This window comes from Bacillus paranthracis (assembly GCF_024296885.1).
GTDB classification, from domain to species: domain Bacteria; phylum Bacillota; class Bacilli; order Bacillales; family Bacillaceae_G; genus Bacillus_A; species Bacillus_A paranthracis.
This window is the reverse complement of record NZ_CP101135.1, coordinates 3,745,249-3,762,140: the sequence shown is the minus strand read 5'-3', so window position 1 is coordinate 3,762,140 and position 16,892 is coordinate 3,745,249. Positions and strand designations below refer to the sequence as shown.

Here is a 16,892-nt window from a genome sequence, read left to right as displayed (position 1 = left end):
GGTATTGTCCTTTTTCTTATATCTCCATAATGATTGGTAAAATCATTGGGCGACGTTTCGTTTTCTCATATAGGAATGGTGCTAATGTGTCTGTAATTTCATTTTTAATTTCAGACCATTGTGTTGTTTTACGTTCCATTACTTTTTCTAAATGAGTTGTAATTAATGTTTGAGCATCATTAATTAAATCACTACTTTCGCGCATATAAACGAAACCACGTGAGATAATATCAGGCCCTGCTGCAACTTTAAATTCTTTCATATCAATGCTTACAACGACAATAACAAGTCCTTCTTCAGAAAGAATACGACGATCGCGTAATACGATGTTACCGATATCTCCAATACCATTTCCGTCAATATAGACAGATCCGGATGGTATTTTACCAGCTACACTTGCTTCATCAGAACGTAAGGCAAGAACATCTCCATTATCCATGATGAAACAGTTTTCTTCTGGAATGCCACAATCATTTGCTAATTTCATATGCATACGTTGCATACGATATTCACCGTGAATTGGCATGAAATACTTCGGCTTAATTAGACGAAGCATTAGTTTTTGTTCTTCTTGTCCGCCATGTCCACTCGTATGAATGTTTGACAGTTTTCCGTGGATTACATCAGCACCAGCACGGTACAACATATTAATTGTACGGCTTACGCTAATTGTATTACCAGGGATTGGTGAAGAAGAGAAGACAACTGTGTCGCCAGGAATGATTTGAATTTGACGATGAGTACCATTAGCAATACGTGAAAGTGCTGCCATTGGCTCACCTTGACTACCTGTACATAAAATAACAACTTTATTAGCTGGTAGGCGGTTTAGTTGAGACGCATCTATGAATGTATCTTTCGGACAGCGAATATAACCGAGGTTTTGTCCGATTTCAATTGCCGCTTCCATACTTCGGCCAAATACAGCCACTTTGCGATTGTTTTCAACAGCGGCTTCAACGACTTGTTGCAAGCGATGGATATTTGATGCAAAGGTTGCGAAGATAATACGACCTTCTACTTTGCGGAAAATATCTTGAATACTATCACCAACACGGCGCTCAGACATTGTAAAGTTTGGAACTTCACTGTTTGTACTGTCAGATAAGAGACAAAGTACACCGTCTTTTCCGATTTCAGCCATTTTTGTTAAGTCCGCTGGTTCACCAACTGGTGTGAAATCAAATTTGAAATCTCCAGTATGAACTACTTGTCCTTGAGGTGTTTTCACAACAACTCCGTATGAATCTGGGATACTGTGAGTTGTACGGAAGAAGGAAACAGATGTCTTTTTAAATTTAATAACATCATCTTCTTGAATTTCATAAAGTTTTGCTTTACGAAGTAATCCGTGCTCTTCTAATTTGTTTTTGATTAGTGCAATTGCTAATTTTCCGCCATAAATCGGAATGTTCACTTGACGTAATAAGTAAGGAATTCCACCGATATGATCTTCGTGACCATGTGTAATGAATAATCCTTTAATTTTATCTTCGTTTCGCACAAAATAAGTGTAATCTGGTATTACATAATCGATTCCGAGGAGTTCGTCTTCTGGAAACTTAATTCCAGCGTCAATTATAATAATTTCATCTTGAAATTGAACAGCATATGTATTTTTACCGATTTCACCAAGACCACCTAAAGCAAAAACGGCTGCTTGATCATTCTTTAGAAATTTCATATGACTATACGATTTCCGCTAATGTTAAATCAGCGTTTTCTTTTTCATATTCAAGATGATTGCCAGTCACAGACTGAACGAATTCGATATTATATGCGAACTTATTTAATTTTGTACGAACATCCTTCTCAGACGTAGCCTCTAAATATAAAACTTTTGTATTTTCACGTACTGGAACCTCAGTCATTTTTTCTTGATAAAATACTTTAAAAATCATTTGGAAAACCTCTCCTTGTCTATGTTTTGCATTATCTGTTACTTATTATAAAGCAAACAGTCACGATTTTCATGTTTTTTCGAATGAGAATGAAGAAAAAGCCCGAAATGGGCACAATTTAAGCGATCGTCTTTTTACGGACTAGATCTTTTAAATAACGCTTCAGCTTTTTCTTCAGCTTCTTCAGCATGATTACTCCTTCCTTTCCTTATTTTAAACATGCATATTACTAGTGAAAACGCCGTCTCTGATATAAGAAAGAGGACAAAAGTGAATGTTGAATCTTGTCTTTTCTCATACAGAGAAAGTTATTCTATAGTAACGATTAGTAGCCGTTAGTTATAGCTATAGTATGAGAAAGAATAGAAAAGAAAATTCATACGAACAAGTATCCACATTTTTTACTAATATATATATGCAGGTTTCATAAATAAGGTCAGAAAGTGAACGCTTTCTTCACAGATGTTTAATATGTTATACTTTTTTTTAGCATTTGAAAAGCGATAATCAAAATAGGAATATAGAGTAACAGAAAGGATTTTGACAAATGAATGATAAAATTGTCTTTTTTGATATTGATGGAACATTATTAGATCATGATAAGAAGATTCCGCAATCTACGCGAGACGCAGTAAGGCAGTTACAAGAAAAAGGCGTGCATGTAGCAATTGCGACAGGACGTGCGCCATTTATGTTCGAAGATATTCGTAAGGAACTTAATATCCACAATTATGTTAGCTTTAATGGACAGTACGTTGTATTTGAAGATGAGGTAGTATTTAATAACCCATTACATCCAGCTGCTCTACATAAGTTTACTCAGTTTGCAAAACAAGAAGGATATCCACTTGTATATCTTGATCATCAAGAAATGAGAGCATCAGTGGAATATCATGATTATGTGAAAGAAGGGTTTGGCAGTTTACATTTTGAGCATCCGGCATATGAACCTGATTTTTATGAGAAGCGTAATATTTATCAAACACTTCTTTTCTGTGAAGTAAATGAAGAAGAAAAGTTTATAAATCAGTACCCAGACTTTCATTTTATTCGCTGGCATGCGTATTCAATGGATATTATTCCAAATGGTGGTTCTAAGGCAAAAGGGATTGAGAAATTCATTGAAAAATTAGGATTTAACCGTGAACAAGTGTATGCATTTGGGGATGGCTTAAATGATTTAGAAATGATTGAAGCAGTTGGGACAGGTATTGTGATGGGGAATGGTCATGAAGACTTGAAAAAACTTGCAAATCATGTGACAAAGGATGTTAGTGAAGACGGTATATATCATGGTTTAAAATGGGCTGGATTGCTATAAGTAAATATGGAATCTATTTCATATAGTAAAAAGGCGGAAGAGTATATTCCGCCTTTTTTACTATCGCTCTAGAGGTTTTGAATCGTCAGGAGCGGCAAATGGATTTTCTTTATTAATGTGGTCATAGAACATAACACCATTTAAATGGTCAATTTCATGTTGAAATACAATTGCTGGTAACCCTTTTAAACGTAATTTTACTTCTTCGCCGTTGATAGAAGTTGCTTTCACTGTAATTCTTGTATAACGAGGGACATAACCAGGTACTTCACGGTCTACTGATAGACAGCCTTCACCACTTTGTAAATATGTACGTTCAACAGAATGGCTAATGATTTTTGGATTAAATAATGCATGACTATATAACGTACCGTCCGTATCTGTTACATGAACCGCAATCATTCTTTTTGAAATACCGATTTGCGGAGCCGCTAATCCGATTCCAGGGCGTAAACTATATTTTTCAGCCATTTCAGGATCTTGGCTATTTATTACAAATTCAATCATTTCCTTAAGAGTATTTGTATCTTCTTCGCTCGCTGGTAGTACTACCTCTTCTGCAACGTTTCGCAAAATAGGATCTCCTTCGCGAATTACATCTTTCATTGTAAGCATATGTAATCTCTCCTTTCCTTTTTAGTCTACCAAAGGAGATGGAAAAAGTCATCGGCAAGTAAGGGGAAGATAGATCGGTTATGTAGGAATAAAAAGAAAGAGACGGCAGAGCCGTCTCTTTCTTTCCATAGTTGTTTCATTTTACATTAGCGAATGCAAGCAGCACCAACGATAATTAAAAGAATAAACAACACAACGATTAAGGCGAAGCCGCGTCCAGACCCACCACAAGAACCGCCATAACCGTAGGAAGGATATGAACAAGTTGGATAGCAATATGAATATCCGTACATGAGATGACCTCCTTTATCATTTCCCGCTAATACTGCGGTTACTATAATGTATGGAGGGAAGAGTAGAAATGTATGGGTAATTACCTATAAAAGGAAGAAGAGTTTGTATATTTTTGCTAAGAAGAGAGAAAAACTAAAGGGAATTAAATCGTTTACATATTATTCTAAGAGAAAAAACAAGTTAAAAAGGGAATAATATAACAGTAGGTTAATGCTTACTAATACAGATGTGAAAAATAAAAACACGTTTGTGTAGGAGAAACCTGCAGATTATTTATAAAAAAACGTATTCAAAGTAATTGACATCGTAATTAGAATAGTTGTAAACTAAAAAACGTGATCAAGATTGTATTAATATGTTTCTGAAAAAACATTAGTACAGATTGTTAGGTACACAAAATTATTCTCAACCGACAAATAAATTTGTTGGTTTACATTGTTGCGGTTTCCATCTAGCTAATAGATAGTGAAAGCGTTTCAGAATATGGTTCAAGAGAGGAAGAGGTGAACGGAATGGGTACTAAAACAAAAAAGACCCTATTTAATGTTGATGAGCAAATGAAAGCTATCGCAGCTCAATTTGAAACATTACAAATTTTAAATGAAAAAGGCGAAGTTGTGAATGAAGCAGCTATGCCTGAATTATCTGATGATCAATTAAAAGAATTAATGCGCCGTATGGTGTATACTCGCGTACTAGATCAACGTTCTATTTCTTTAAACCGTCAAGGACGTTTAGGTTTCTACGCACCAACAGCTGGACAAGAGGCTTCTCAATTAGCAAGTCATTTCGCACTTGAAGCAGAAGATTTCATCTTACCAGGATATCGTGATGTGCCACAATTAGTATGGCACGGTTTACCATTATACCAAGCATTCTTATTCTCTCGTGGACATTTCATGGGTAACCAAATGCCTGAGAACGTAAATGCACTTGCTCCACAAATCATCATCGGTGCGCAAATCATCCAAACTGCTGGTGTTGCGTTAGGTATGAAATTACGTGGTAAAAAATCTGTTGCAATTACTTACACTGGTGACGGTGGTGCTTCACAAGGTGACTTCTACGAAGGTATGAACTTTGCGGGTGCATTCAAAGCTCCAGCAATCTTCGTTGTACAAAACAACCGTTATGCAATCTCTACTCCAGTAGAAAAGCAATCTGCAGCTAAAACTGTAGCACAAAAAGCAGTAGCAGCAGGTATTTACGGAATTCAAGTAGACGGTATGGATCCATTAGCTGTATACGCAGCAACTGCTTTCGCTCGTGAGCGTGCAGTAAATGGAGAAGGTCCTACTTTAATCGAGACTTTAACATTCCGTTACGGTCCACATACAATGGCTGGTGATGACCCAACTCGTTACCGTACAAAAGATATCGAGAACGAATGGGAACAAAAAGATCCAATCGTACGCTTCCGTGCATTCTTAGAAAACAAAGGCCTATGGTCTCAAGAAGTTGAAGAGAAAGTAATCGAAGAAGCAAAAGAAGATATCAAACAAGCAATTGCTAAGGCTGACCAAGCTCCAAAACAAAAAGTTACTGATTTAATGGAAATCATGTACGAAAAAATGCCTTACAACTTAGCTGAACAATATGAAATTTACAAAGAAAAGGAGTCGAAGTAAGCCATGGCTCAAATGACAATGATTCAAGCAATCACTGATGCTTTACGCGTTGAAATGAAAAATGACCCTAACGTACTTGTGTTTGGTGAAGACGTTGGTGTAAACGGCGGTGTATTCCGTGCTACTGAAGGTTTACAAGCTGAATTCGGTGAAGACCGTGTAATGGATACTCCACTTGCAGAGTCTGGTATTGGTGGACTTGCAGTTGGACTTGCACTTGAAGGATTCCGTCCAGTTCCAGAAATCCAATTCTTCGGTTTCGTTTATGAAGTAATGGATTCAATTTCTGGTCAATTAGCTCGTATGCGTTACCGTTCTGGTGGACGTTGGACTGCTCCAGTAACAGTTCGTTCTCCATTCGGTGGTGGTGTTCATACTCCTGAACTACATGCTGATAGCTTAGAAGGTTTAGTGGCTCAACAACCTGGTCTAAAAGTTGTTATTCCATCTACTCCATACGATGCAAAAGGTCTTTTAATCTCTGCGATTCGTGACAACGATCCAGTTATCTACTTAGAGCATATGAAATTGTACCGTTCATTCCGTCAAGATGTACCAGAAGGCGAATACACAATTGATTTAGGCAAAGCTGACATCAAACGTGAAGGTACAGATGTATCTGTTATCGCTTACGGTGCTATGGTTCACGCTGCATTAAAAGCTGCTGAAGAACTTGAAAAAGAAGGTATCTCTTTAGAAGTTGTTGACTTACGTACAGTTCAACCATTAGATATCGAAACAATCATCGCTTCTGTTGAAAAAACAGGCCGCGTAGTTGTAGTTCAAGAAGCTCAAAAACAAGCTGGTATTGCAGCTAACGTTGTAGCGGAAATTAACGACCGTGCAATTTTAAACTTAGAAGCTCCAGTTGTACGTGTTGCAGCTGCTGATACAGTATTCCCATTCTCTCAAGCTGAGAGCGTATGGTTACCAAACCATAAAGATATTGTTGAAGCTGTTAACAAAGTAATGAACTTCTAATTTTTACTTATTCATGTGCAAAAGAAATCAGCACATGCTGATTTCTTTTGCCATATTCCATAATAAAGAAATGAATCAGGGGGCTGAATTCCGTGGCATTTGAATTTAAACTACCAGATATCGGTGAAGGTATCCACGAAGGTGAAATCGTAAAATGGTTTATTAAACCAGGCGACGAAGTAAACGAAGACGACGTACTTCTTGAAGTACAAAATGATAAAGCAGTAGTAGAAATTCCTTCTCCTGTTAAAGGTAAAGTACTTGAAGTACTTGTAGAAGAAGGTACGGTTGCAGTAGTTGGAGATACATTAATTAAATTTGATGCTCCTGGATACGAAAACCTTAAATTTAAAGGCGACGATCATGACGAAGCTCCTAAAGCTGAAGAAGCAAAAGAAGAAGCTCCTAAAGCTGAAGCTACTCCAGCAGCAACTGCAGAAGTAGTAAATGAGCGCGTAATCGCTATGCCATCTGTTCGTAAATATGCTCGTGAAAACGGCGTAGACATTCATAAAGTAGCTGGTTCTGGTAAGAACGGTCGTATCGTAAAAGCTGACATCGATGCATTTGCAAATGGTGGACAAGCAGTAGCAGCAACTGAGGCTCCAGCAGCAGTAGAAGCTACTCCAGCAGCAGCGAAAGAAGAAGCACCAAAAGCACAACCAATCCCAGCTGGTGAATATCCAGAAACTCGTGAGAAAATGAGTGGTATCCGTAAAGCAATTGCGAAAGCAATGGTTAACTCTAAACATACAGCTCCTCACGTAACATTAATGGATGAAGTAGATGTAACTGAACTTGTTGCTCATCGTAAGAAGTTCAAAGCTGTGGCAGCTGACAAAGGTATTAAATTAACTTACCTTCCATACGTTGTTAAAGCTTTAACATCTGCATTACGTGAATACCCAATGTTAAACACTTCTTTAGATGATGCTTCTCAAGAAGTAGTTCATAAACATTACTTCAACATCGGTATCGCAGCTGATACAGACAAAGGTCTATTAGTACCAGTTGTTAAAGATACAGATCGCAAGTCTATCTTCACAATTTCTAACGAGATCAATGATCTTGCTGGTAAAGCACGTGAAGGTCGTTTAGCTCCTGCTGAAATGAAAGGCGCTTCTTGCACAATTACAAACATTGGTTCTGCAGGTGGACAATGGTTCACTCCAGTTATCAACCACCCAGAAGTAGCAATCCTTGGTATCGGCCGTATCGCTGAGAAACCAGTTGTGAAAAACGGTGAGATCGTTGCAGCTCCAGTATTAGCATTATCTCTAAGCTTTGACCATCGTTTAATTGACGGCGCAACTGCTCAAAAAGCATTAAACCAAATTAAACGTCTATTGAATGACCCACAATTATTAGTAATGGAGGCGTAATAACAATGGTAGTAGGAGATTTCCCAATTGAATTAGATACAGTCGTTGTTGGTGCAGGTCCTGGTGGATACGTTGCGGCAATTCGTGCAGCACAATTAGGTCAAAAGGTAGCGATTATTGAAAAAGCTAACCTTGGTGGCGTATGCTTAAACGTTGGATGTATTCCTTCAAAAGCGTTAATCAATGCAGGTCATCGTTATGAGAATGCAATGCATTCTGATGACATGGGTATCACTGCAGAGAACGTAAAAGTTGACTTTACAAAAGTTCAAGAATGGAAAAACGGCGTAGTTAAGAAATTAACTGGCGGTGTTGAAGGCCTTCTTAAAGGTAACAAAGTTGAAATCATTCGCGGTGAAGCTTACTTCGTAGATGCTAACACATTACGCGTAATGACTGAAGATGCAGCTCAAACTTATACGTTTAAAAATGCTGTTCTTGCAACTGGTTCTACACCAATCGAAATTCCAGGATTCAAATACTCTAAACGTGTTATCAACTCTACAGGTGCTTTAAGCTTACCTGAAATTCCTAAAAAACTTGTTGTAATCGGCGGCGGTTACATCGGTATGGAATTAGGTACTGCATATGCTAACTTCGGTACAGAAGTTACTGTAGTAGAGGCTGGCGACGAAATCTTAGCTGGTTTCGAAAAAGCTATGAGCTCTGTTGTTAAACGTGCTCTACAGAAAAAAGGTAACGTAACAATCCATACAAAAGCTATGGCTAAAGGCGTTGAAGAAACAGAAACTGGCGTAAAAGTTAGCTTCGAAGTTAAAGGTGAAATCCAAACTGTAGAAGCAGATTACGTATTAGTAACTGTAGGTCGTCGTCCAAACACTCAAGAAATCGGTCTTGAGCAAGTTGGAGTTAAAATGACTGACCGCGGCATCATCGAAATCGATGAGCAATGTCGTACAAATGTACCAAACATCTATGCAATCGGTGATATCGTTCCTGGACCACCATTAGCTCACAAAGCTTCTTACGAAGGTAAAGTAGCTGTAGAAGCAATTAGTGGCCATGCGTCAGCTATCGATTACATCGGAATTCCTGCAGTATGCTTCACTGATCCAGAATTAGCATCTGTTGGTTACACTAAGAAACAAGCTGAAGAAGCTGGAATGACTGTAACTGTATCTAAGTTCCCATTCGCTGCTAACGGTCGTGCATTATCATTAAACAGCACTGACGGTTTCTTACAACTTGTAACACGTAAAGAAGATGGTCTTCTTGTAGGTGCTCAAGTTGCAGGTGCAGGCGCTTCTGATATTATTTCTGAGATTGGTTTAGCTATCGAAGCTGGAATGACAGCAGAAGATATCGCTCAAACAATCCACGCTCACCCAACATTAGGTGAAATCACAATGGAAGCAGCTGAAGTTGCTCTTGGAATGCCAATTCACATTGTAAAATAATTTAAGTAATGAAAATAGCCCATCTCTTATTTAAAGAGATGGGCTATTTTTTATTTTATAATAAAAGTGGCTTGCAAGGTCTTTATACGTACTTGTCGAATGAATATATAATAATTTAATTGAATTGTTAAAACATATATAAATCCAAAAGCCATATATATGCTTTCGTGTAATATGTAATTGATTCAAACTTAATACCATATATTAATAAAATAGAGCATGTCAAAGGAGAAGGTTCCATGAGAATATTACATGTTATATTTTATCATTTTTTATTATGGAGTGGTTTTTCCGTTGTGTTATCATTATCAAATGGTGATAAGTTGCATTATAAAGTTATTCTATTTTTTGTATTTCTTTATTTAGCATATGTGATCGCATATTTTGTATTGAAAATTAGAAAGCAGGCATTATTCCTTACGTGTTCAAATTGCATACTTTTCTTAATTATATTTTCTATTTTTTAAATTAACGTTTATAGAAATACATTGTTCTTCCATTAAATAATTTTAACTCTCCTTCTAATTTCTTCGCTAGAAAACGGCAAAATTCATTTGCTTTTCCTTTATCACCAAATGTTGCATTAGGTGGTAAAGAAACTTGAATATAAGTTTGTTCCTTTTCTATACCGACACCAACATAAATGGAGTCATATCGATCGTGAGTAGATTGTAGTTTGAATGTTGTTGCTGATGTATCTAAAATTTCATACGGAAAAGCGGTATTTGTATAAGCGTAATTAATTTGAACACCAGTTTTGGAAGTAACTGTTTTATAATAATGAAAAAGTTGTTTTATATCATCTATTGAAACAGATTGTTGATTGGATTTAGGTACAAGCGTAATAAAGGCATGTTGCATATAAGTTCCCCCTAACTTAGTAGAATACTCTCATTCTACATCCTACTGAATTTTTTGACAATTAAAAGGAGTATTCCTTTTTTTGTTTAATATACTAATGAAAGGTGATGTAGAAAGGTGGAAACCGATGTTTGAAAAATTGTATGATGAGCATGAAAGTGTGAAGGTACGATTTTTGGGGTTTATGACACATGATAATCGTTATGATTTTGGTGTTATTTATACAAATATGTTTTTTGGAAAGCCACTTATTGTTTGCATGCAAACAGGAAGGTCTACTTTACTTGGACGAGATGATGTAGAGAATGTTCAACATTTACAGGAAGTTTTCAAATTAGGTTCAGAAGAGGAAGCAGCTGAGTTATCTCAGTTTTTCTCATTTCTAGTTCCATCTACATCTTTGCATGCGGAATACGAAGAATAAATAATGTAAAACAGTCGTACGTATAAATATGGCTGTTTTTTTGTTTGAATATCGCATACTAATTTAAATTTAAAATATTTAATGTGTTATACTAAAAACCTATTGACGTAAAAAGTATAACATATTAAAATAAAGACAGAAAGTTAAGCGGTTACAAAAAGTTTTTGGGATTATAAACTTAGGGGGAAATGAAAAATGGGAACAATCGTATGTCAAGATTGTGAAGGTACAATTGCACACTTCGAGGATGAGAAAGTAACAGTACTTTACGGGAAATGTGGATCTTGCGGATGTGATCACACAGAGCATACAAATGCCCAATAATTGATAGGAAATGGACAGCTGAAAGTTTTTAGGACCATAAACTTAGGGGGAAATGAAGAATGGGAACAATCGTATGCCAAGTATGTGAAGGAACAATCGGACATTTTGAAGATGAAAAAACGACAGTGCTTTACGGAAAATGCGGAACAAATTGTGACTGTGCTAGTAGAGATAATGCGAAAGCTTAATGATAAATAAATAGATTACTATTAAAACTCAGGGGGAAATGAAAAATGGGAACAATCGTATGCCAAGTATGTGAAGGAACAATCGGACATTTTGAAGATGAAAAATCAACAGTACTATACGGGAAATGTGGATCTCATTGCGACTGTGACCATAAAGAACATTCAAAAGCTTAAATAAAAAAAGCGCCTACATATGTAGGTGCTTTTTTTAATAAACTGTAGTTGTGTTGCCAACTGTTGCAACAATTGCATCATCTCTAATCGGAATAAATCCTATGGATGTCTGTGGTGTGCTAGGAGAAGCGTGGTAGCTCATGAGACGGCTATCAATACGGGTAATAGTATCGGTTAAGAAAGCGGAAATGAAAGCGTAAGGGACTCGTCGCTCATTTAATGCGTATATAATTTCTTCTTTTGTTTTTACACCTACGCCATGCCCATAAAAAAAGAAATTTCCTAGATAGATAGTATTTTCTCCTTGCCACTCGATTGTAGCTGGATTCACTTGTGGATTTTTAAAGTAAACGAGATCACCTGGGACAAGATCGCCACCTGTCTTTGTTATGAGCTTTAAATCTTGATCGTAGTCCCACGTATAAAGTAAAAGGTTTGCAAAGAGACGGTTGAAAGTTTCTTCCTCATATAATGCTAGTAAAGCTTTGTAAAAAATAATGATCATAGCGGTGGCACATTCAGTTCCATATAGTTTTCCGTTTTTGAAAATATCTTGTATGGCAATGGAAGGGGGTATGTTTGGAAGGAGCTCGAATCCTCCAAGAGACGTTCTTTTCCAATACTGAGGGTTACAAAAAGATTGTTGAAATGTGCGAAACTGAAAACCACTTTGAAAAAGTTCTAATGCAGAAGTAATAATATTAACACGCAAATTTAGATCAAAGCTGAGTTCACCAGATGTTCGGAAGGAATAGATTTCTTGATTTCCTGCCATTATAGATAAAATTTGTTGTTTCTCATTTGCAAATGGCTCATATTCATTTGTGATATAAGGATGTACAATAGAACGGCCTATTACAATCATAGTAGTATCCCCACCTATACGTTACATTACATAATATCGTATGAGAAAAGGGAAAAAGGGTGAAAAAAAAGCCTATCAACTGATAGGCTTGTACTCTTTGATCACGCGTAATGTTTGTAATGTCATATCTTCAGGACCTTGTACAGGTAAACCTGCTTCTAAGTTTTTACGAATATACTCTAAGTTGTCTTGTGTAATAATTTCCCCCGGAGTAAAGATTGGAATCCCTGGCGGATAAACCATAACGAAATCAGCTATAATACGACCTGCTGCATTTTCAAATGGGATGACTTCTGTTTCCGAATAAAAAGCATCTCGAGGAGAAAGTGCTAACACAGGTATTTCTGGAATTTCTACTTGCACTTGAACACCTTTATCAGCTTTATTTTTAAATGTTGCTGATAAATCTTGTAATGCCGCAATAAGTGTATTCGTTTCACTTTCTGTATCCCCAAAAGTGACAAGACATAGTATGTTGTATAAATCTGAGAGTTCTACTTCAATGTTATATTGCTCTCTAAGCCATACTTCAGCCTGATGGCCTGTAATACCTAAATCTTTTACAGATACAATTATCTTTGTAGGATCATAGTTAAAAGTAGCATCCGTACCTAGCATTTCTTTCCCTGGACAGTAAAGATGTTCAATATCATTTATAGCATTACGAACTTGTTCCGCTAATTGTATTGTTTGTTCTATGAGCGCCTTTCCTTCTGTAGCAAGACGTTTTCTAGCAACATCTAGGGAGGCTAACAAGATGTAAGACGTTGATGTAGTCGTAAGCATGCTAATAATAGATTGAACATGTTTTACGTTCACAAGGCCTTCTTTTACATTAAGAATAGAACTTTGCGTTAAAGATCCACCTAATTTGTGAACACTCGTTGCTGCCATATCTGCACCGGCTTGCATCGCTGACATCGGCAGTTCATCGTGAAAATGAATATGAACACCATGAGCCTCATCAACGAGTACAGGGATATCGTAAGAATGTGCTAATTGTACAATCTGTTCTAAGTCCGCAGCAAAGCCAAAGTATGTTGGATTAATAACAAGTAAGCCTTTCGCATCTGAGTGCTCTTCAAGTGCTTTTTTGACAGATTGGATTGTGATTCCATGTGAAATACCAAGTTTTGGATCGATTTCAGGATGCATGAAAATAGGTTTTGCACCTGAGAAAATAATAGCTGACATTACTGATTTATGCACGTTTCGTGGCACTAGTATTTTGTCACCAGGACCGCAAACGCTCATCACCATTGTCATTATTGCGCCACTTGTACCTTGAATAGAAAAGAAAGTATGATCCGCACCAAATGCAGCGGCTGCTAAATCTTGTGCTTCTTTAATCATACCTTTTGGATGATGTAAATCATCGAGCGGCGCAATGTTAATTAAATCAATTGCTAATGCATTATGCCCAATAAATTCGCGAAATTCAGGATCCATGCCTTGCCCTTTTTTATGACCTGGAATATGGAATTGAATTGGATTTCGCTTACTGTGCTCAACTAAAGCGGTAAACAATGGTGTTTCGTATTGGGACAATCTATACACCCCTTCTTTTTTTTATATTTATTAGAGTTTGTTTTATATAATCTTGTTCTAAAAAAGTTACGTTCTTTTTTAGAATGAGACTTGTTTTTCTGCCATTCACAAAAGCTTTTTTGAGATGGGAGCTTCACTTTATTTCCTATAAAACAAAAGCATTATATCACCAATAATTATAGATGTATAGCAAAAAATATTTTTACGGTGAGTATGTTAAATAGTAGCTGCCTACTAACTTCTAGTGGAAGGCAATTCCATTAAAATGAATAAATAGTGTATAATGCAAAGTGACTATAGTGAAGTAGAAAAAATCACTTTAAGATAGCGTATTGAAATAAGAAGAAATGATAAATGAGGTGCGAAATGGAATATCAATATCCGTTAGATTATGATTGGTCAAATGAGGAAATGGTTACAATTGTGAAGTTTTATGAAGCGATTGAGAAAGCATATGAAAAAGGAATTGTAAGAGAAGAATTAATGGGTTTATATCGTCGTTTTAAAGAGATTGTTCCATCGAAAGCAGAAGAAAAGAAAATTGATAAAGAGTTTCAAGAAGTAAGTGGATATTCTATATACCGTGCGATTCAGAAGGCTAAAGAAATTGAAGAAGAAAAGCTTGTGAAAATGTAAAAAATATTTTGAAAAATAAAAACTGAAGTGATATAATGTGATAACAACTAAAAACGGACAATATAAATTGTCCGTTTTCTACTATCGATTACAAAGTGCATATAAAGGAAGGAGTGATTGCATCGTAGATTCAATCTTAGCAAGGAATTGTTCGTTGGTCATTGCTGAAAACTCCTCTGGTGATATATGAATACCAACTAATAATTCTGCTTTTTTTACAGTAGCTAGACGTTCAATCATCTTTTGTAAATCATTTGTTTCAAGTGTTTTATGTAATTTTACACTTGGTTTAGTATGGTCAATGGACCAAACGAAGTCATTTGGAATATTTGTTTTTAAATCATTTATATGTTCTAAGAAGGCGTGAGCCGTCTCCACTTTTTGTGGACACTCATAGATTAAACCAAAGTATATGAAGGCATGAGTACCCCATAATCCAATTTGGAAATGTGGTAGCATTTTATATCCGCGTTTATTTGTTGAAAAAGCAACCCAAGTATCGTTTGGTGGATTGACTTTGCGACGTGCGTGTTTTGCTACATGATAAAAAAAGTTCTCATCAGTTTGTTTGGATAAATACGCTGCAAACTGTTCCCCTAAAGCTTCTAGCTTAGGATGAATGTTCGTTTTAATTGCACTCATTCGTTCTTCGAGACCATCAACTGTAAAGACCTCAAAATCAGTTGATTTGAATGTTTGTAGTGTCATGATTGTTCCTCCAACTCCTATTTTGCTTTTATTTTAGCATAGCTTGTACTATTCATAAAAAAAACAGCACAAAAAAATTTAAATAAAAAAATATAATTTTGTTGCATAGATGATTTATCCAACATAGTATAGTATAAAACAAAAAATCAGAAAATTGAATTAATTCTAGTCCGAGGGCAGACGAATATTGGGAGGAGGCAAATAATATGAGACAGGTGATTAATGCGTTAAAGAGAACAGATGCTGAAAAGAGAATACCGGTGCTACGTTTGGAGCTAGATTATGAATTAGCAACTTTATATGATGCGATGATGGAAGATGATAAACAGAAAAAAGAAGAGTGTGTACAAAAGTTAGAAGTGTTAAGACTTGAAATGATTCGTTTAGAAGCGTAATAATAGTATATGTATAAAAAATTAGTTGGTGCGAACCTTATAAAGGGTTCGTTTTTTCTGTGAACAGTATAGATCGGAGTGTTTAAACATGCAAGAAGTATGGAAAGACATCGATGCACACGCCAAACAGTGGATTCGGGATGCGGGAGAGCATTTAATGGCATCAATGAAAAAAGCACTTATTATAGAAACAAAATCAAATGCAGCTGATTTAGTAACAAATATGGACCGAGAAATAGAACAGTTTTTAATTGGGAAAATTAAAGAAACATTCCCACATCATCATATTTTAGGTGAAGAGGGCTATGGAGACGAGGTAACTTCTTCTGACGGGGTTGTTTGGTTAATTGATCCAATTGACGGCACGATGAACTTTGTTCACCAAAAAAGAAATTTTGCGATTTCAATTGGAATTTATGAGAACGGTATCGGAAAGATTGGACTTATTTATGATCCAGTTCATGATGAATTATATCATGCGTTAAAAGGGGCTGGAGCATTTTGTAATGAAGTACCGATACCTTTATTAGAAAAAGGTACTGTAGAGCAAGGTATTGTAGCTTTAAATGCGATATGGCTTACCGACAATCCATTGCTTAATATGGAAAGTATGATGGCACTTGTTAAGAAAGCAAGAGGCACGAGATCATATGGCTGTGCAGCATTAGAGATGGTATACGTTGCAACTGGAAGAATCGATGCATATGTAACGCCTAGGTTATCGCCATGGGACTTTGGCGGGGGACAGATAATTGTAGAGGAAGTTGGAGGCAAGGTAACAACATTCTCCGGAGCGCCACTTTCTATCGTAGAGAAGAGTAGCGTATTAGTTGCGAAGCCAGGGGTGTATGAAGAAGTGTTATCGTTTATATCCAAGTAACAAAAAAAGTAAGAGGCTGTATACAGGCTTCTTACTTTTTGACGTTATTGCGATTTACGCATTTTTCTTTTTGTTACAAAACCGTATCCAACTGTAACAAATGTGCCGATAATGCAAATAATAATACCGATTGGACTATTTTCAGCAATCATAATGCCGATACCAATTAAGAAAATAACACCGATAATTGCAGTTAATAAAAAGCGATATTGAATGTGTTCCATTTCTTCACCCTCCAATCTCATTTTACTTTCACAAAAGTAAGAATACAACTATATTTTCATTCTTGATTTTATTTTAATTGCTATTGTATCCCCTTCGCTCTTATAATAGAGAAGGATTAAAAAGA

The 16,892-nt window shown here is 36.3% G+C and carries 22 protein-coding genes; 13 read left to right on the top strand and 9 right to left on the bottom strand.

Annotated features, from left to right (window positions below):
• Window positions 1–16: 16 nt before the first annotated feature.
• Together rnjA and NLJ82_RS19295 are read right to left on the bottom strand one after the other, a co-directional pair.
• Window positions 17–1,684, bottom strand: coding sequence for a ribonuclease J1 (gene rnjA / locus NLJ82_RS19300; protein WP_000670368.1), 1,668 nt, complete (start codon window positions 1,682–1,684; stop codon window positions 17–19).
• Between the two features lie 4 nt (window positions 1,685–1,688).
• Window positions 1,689–1,901 carry a DNA-dependent RNA polymerase subunit epsilon gene (locus tag NLJ82_RS19295; RefSeq protein WP_000576444.1) on the bottom strand — a complete coding sequence of 71 codons (213 nt, stop codon included), beginning with the start codon at window positions 1,899–1,901 and terminating at the stop codon, window positions 1,689–1,691.
• A 547-nt stretch (window positions 1,902–2,448) separates the two neighbouring features.
• Here NLJ82_RS19295 and NLJ82_RS19290 point away from each other — a divergent pair.
• Window positions 2,449–3,222 (top strand): Cof-type HAD-IIB family hydrolase, encoded by a 774-nt coding sequence (locus tag NLJ82_RS19290; protein WP_000998288.1) that lies wholly within the window; start codon window positions 2,449–2,451, stop codon window positions 3,220–3,222.
• A 60-nt stretch (window positions 3,223–3,282) separates the two neighbouring features.
• On the opposite strand, the gene def is transcribed toward NLJ82_RS19290, so the two are convergent.
• Window positions 3,283–3,837, bottom strand: coding sequence for a peptide deformylase (gene def / locus NLJ82_RS19285; protein ID WP_000957059.1), 555 nt, complete (start codon window positions 3,835–3,837; stop codon window positions 3,283–3,285).
• 146 nt (window positions 3,838–3,983) lie between these two features.
• Entirely contained in the window at window positions 3,984–4,130 is a 147-nt protein-coding gene (locus tag NLJ82_RS19280; protein ID WP_000274562.1) for a YjcZ family sporulation protein, read from the bottom strand.
• Window positions 4,131–4,643: 513 nt separating this feature from the next.
• On the opposite strand from NLJ82_RS19280, the gene pdhA reads away from it, so the two are divergent.
• From pdhA to NLJ82_RS19255, 5 genes are all read left to right on the top strand, one after another.
• Complete coding sequence (pdhA, locus tag NLJ82_RS19275) at window positions 4,644–5,759, top strand: pyruvate dehydrogenase E1 component subunit alpha (protein WP_000536893.1); 1,116 nt, start codon at window positions 4,644–4,646, stop codon at window positions 5,757–5,759.
• A gap of 3 nt (window positions 5,760–5,762) precedes the next feature.
• Window positions 5,763–6,740 carry a pyruvate dehydrogenase complex E1 component subunit beta gene (pdhB, locus tag NLJ82_RS19270; protein WP_000068166.1) on the top strand — a complete coding sequence of 326 codons (978 nt, stop codon included), beginning with the start codon at window positions 5,763–5,765 and terminating at the stop codon, window positions 6,738–6,740.
• 92 nt (window positions 6,741–6,832) lie between these two features.
• Entirely contained in the window at window positions 6,833–8,122 is a 1,290-nt protein-coding gene (gene pdhC, locus NLJ82_RS19265; protein ID WP_000863427.1) for a pyruvate dehydrogenase complex dihydrolipoyllysine-residue acetyltransferase, read from the top strand.
• Between the two features lie 5 nt (window positions 8,123–8,127).
• Complete coding sequence (lpdA, locus tag NLJ82_RS19260; protein WP_000260111.1) at window positions 8,128–9,540, top strand: dihydrolipoyl dehydrogenase; 1,413 nt, start codon at window positions 8,128–8,130, stop codon at window positions 9,538–9,540.
• Between the two features lie 239 nt (window positions 9,541–9,779).
• Window positions 9,780–10,007, top strand: coding sequence for a hypothetical protein (locus NLJ82_RS19255; RefSeq protein WP_001221350.1), 228 nt, complete (start codon window positions 9,780–9,782; stop codon window positions 10,005–10,007).
• Between the two features lies 1 nt (window position 10,008).
• Here NLJ82_RS19255 and NLJ82_RS19250 read toward each other — a convergent pair whose 3' ends face one another.
• The gene (locus NLJ82_RS19250; RefSeq protein ID WP_001163309.1) at window positions 10,009–10,401 is read right to left on the bottom strand and encodes a DUF1885 family protein; all 393 of its coding nucleotides are present in this window, start codon (window positions 10,399–10,401) and stop codon (window positions 10,009–10,011) included.
• A 127-nt stretch (window positions 10,402–10,528) separates the two neighbouring features.
• On the opposite strand from NLJ82_RS19250, the gene NLJ82_RS19245 reads away from it, so the two are divergent.
• The 4 genes from NLJ82_RS19245 (at window position 10,529) to NLJ82_RS19230 (ending at window position 11,511) form a co-directional block, all read left to right on the top strand.
• Entirely contained in the window at window positions 10,529–10,825 is a 297-nt protein-coding gene (locus NLJ82_RS19245) for a DUF3055 domain-containing protein (protein WP_001993838.1), read from the top strand.
• A 195-nt stretch (window positions 10,826–11,020) separates the two neighbouring features.
• Window positions 11,021–11,149 (top strand): GapA-binding peptide SR1P, encoded by a 129-nt coding sequence (locus NLJ82_RS19240; protein WP_000536779.1) that lies wholly within the window; start codon window positions 11,021–11,023, stop codon window positions 11,147–11,149.
• 59 nt (window positions 11,150–11,208) lie between these two features.
• Window positions 11,209–11,337, top strand: coding sequence for a GapA-binding peptide SR1P (locus NLJ82_RS19235; RefSeq protein ID WP_000536805.1), 129 nt, complete (start codon window positions 11,209–11,211; stop codon window positions 11,335–11,337).
• A gap of 45 nt (window positions 11,338–11,382) precedes the next feature.
• The gene (locus NLJ82_RS19230) at window positions 11,383–11,511 is read left to right on the top strand and encodes a GapA-binding peptide SR1P (protein ID WP_000536793.1); all 129 of its coding nucleotides are present in this window, start codon (window positions 11,383–11,385) and stop codon (window positions 11,509–11,511) included.
• Window positions 11,512–11,545: 34 nt separating this feature from the next.
• On the opposite strand, the gene NLJ82_RS19225 is transcribed toward NLJ82_RS19230, so the two are convergent.
• Both NLJ82_RS19225 and speA read right to left on the bottom strand, forming a co-directional pair.
• Complete coding sequence (locus NLJ82_RS19225; protein WP_000635351.1) at window positions 11,546–12,376, bottom strand: protein-glutamine gamma-glutamyltransferase; 831 nt, start codon at window positions 12,374–12,376, stop codon at window positions 11,546–11,548.
• A gap of 75 nt (window positions 12,377–12,451) precedes the next feature.
• Window positions 12,452–13,924, bottom strand: a complete 1,473-nt coding sequence (gene speA, locus NLJ82_RS19220; protein WP_000084882.1) for an arginine decarboxylase — start codon at window positions 13,922–13,924, stop codon at window positions 12,452–12,454.
• A gap of 366 nt (window positions 13,925–14,290) precedes the next feature.
• On the opposite strand from speA, the gene NLJ82_RS19215 reads away from it, so the two are divergent.
• Window positions 14,291–14,560, top strand: a complete 270-nt coding sequence (locus NLJ82_RS19215) for a UPF0223 family protein (protein ID WP_000456556.1) — start codon at window positions 14,291–14,293, stop codon at window positions 14,558–14,560.
• An 81-nt stretch (window positions 14,561–14,641) separates the two neighbouring features.
• Here NLJ82_RS19215 and NLJ82_RS19210 read toward each other — a convergent pair whose 3' ends face one another.
• Entirely contained in the window at window positions 14,642–15,268 is a 627-nt protein-coding gene (locus NLJ82_RS19210; RefSeq protein WP_000175082.1) for a YktB family protein, read from the bottom strand.
• A gap of 206 nt (window positions 15,269–15,474) precedes the next feature.
• On the opposite strand from NLJ82_RS19210, the gene NLJ82_RS19205 reads away from it, so the two are divergent.
• Window positions 15,475–15,663: a YkzI domain-containing protein gene (locus NLJ82_RS19205; RefSeq protein WP_001250164.1), complete on the top strand. Its 189-nt coding sequence runs from the start codon at window positions 15,475–15,477 to the stop codon at window positions 15,661–15,663.
• 88 nt (window positions 15,664–15,751) lie between these two features.
• Entirely contained in the window at window positions 15,752–16,543 is a 792-nt protein-coding gene (locus NLJ82_RS19200) for an inositol monophosphatase family protein (protein WP_001158693.1), read from the top strand.
• Window positions 16,544–16,587: 44 nt separating this feature from the next.
• Here NLJ82_RS19200 and NLJ82_RS19195 read toward each other — a convergent pair whose 3' ends face one another.
• A complete protein-coding gene (locus NLJ82_RS19195) occupies window positions 16,588–16,767 on the bottom strand; it encodes a DUF5325 family protein (RefSeq protein WP_000400127.1) in 180 nt (59 codons plus the stop codon).
• Window positions 16,768–16,892 lie beyond the last annotated feature (125 nt).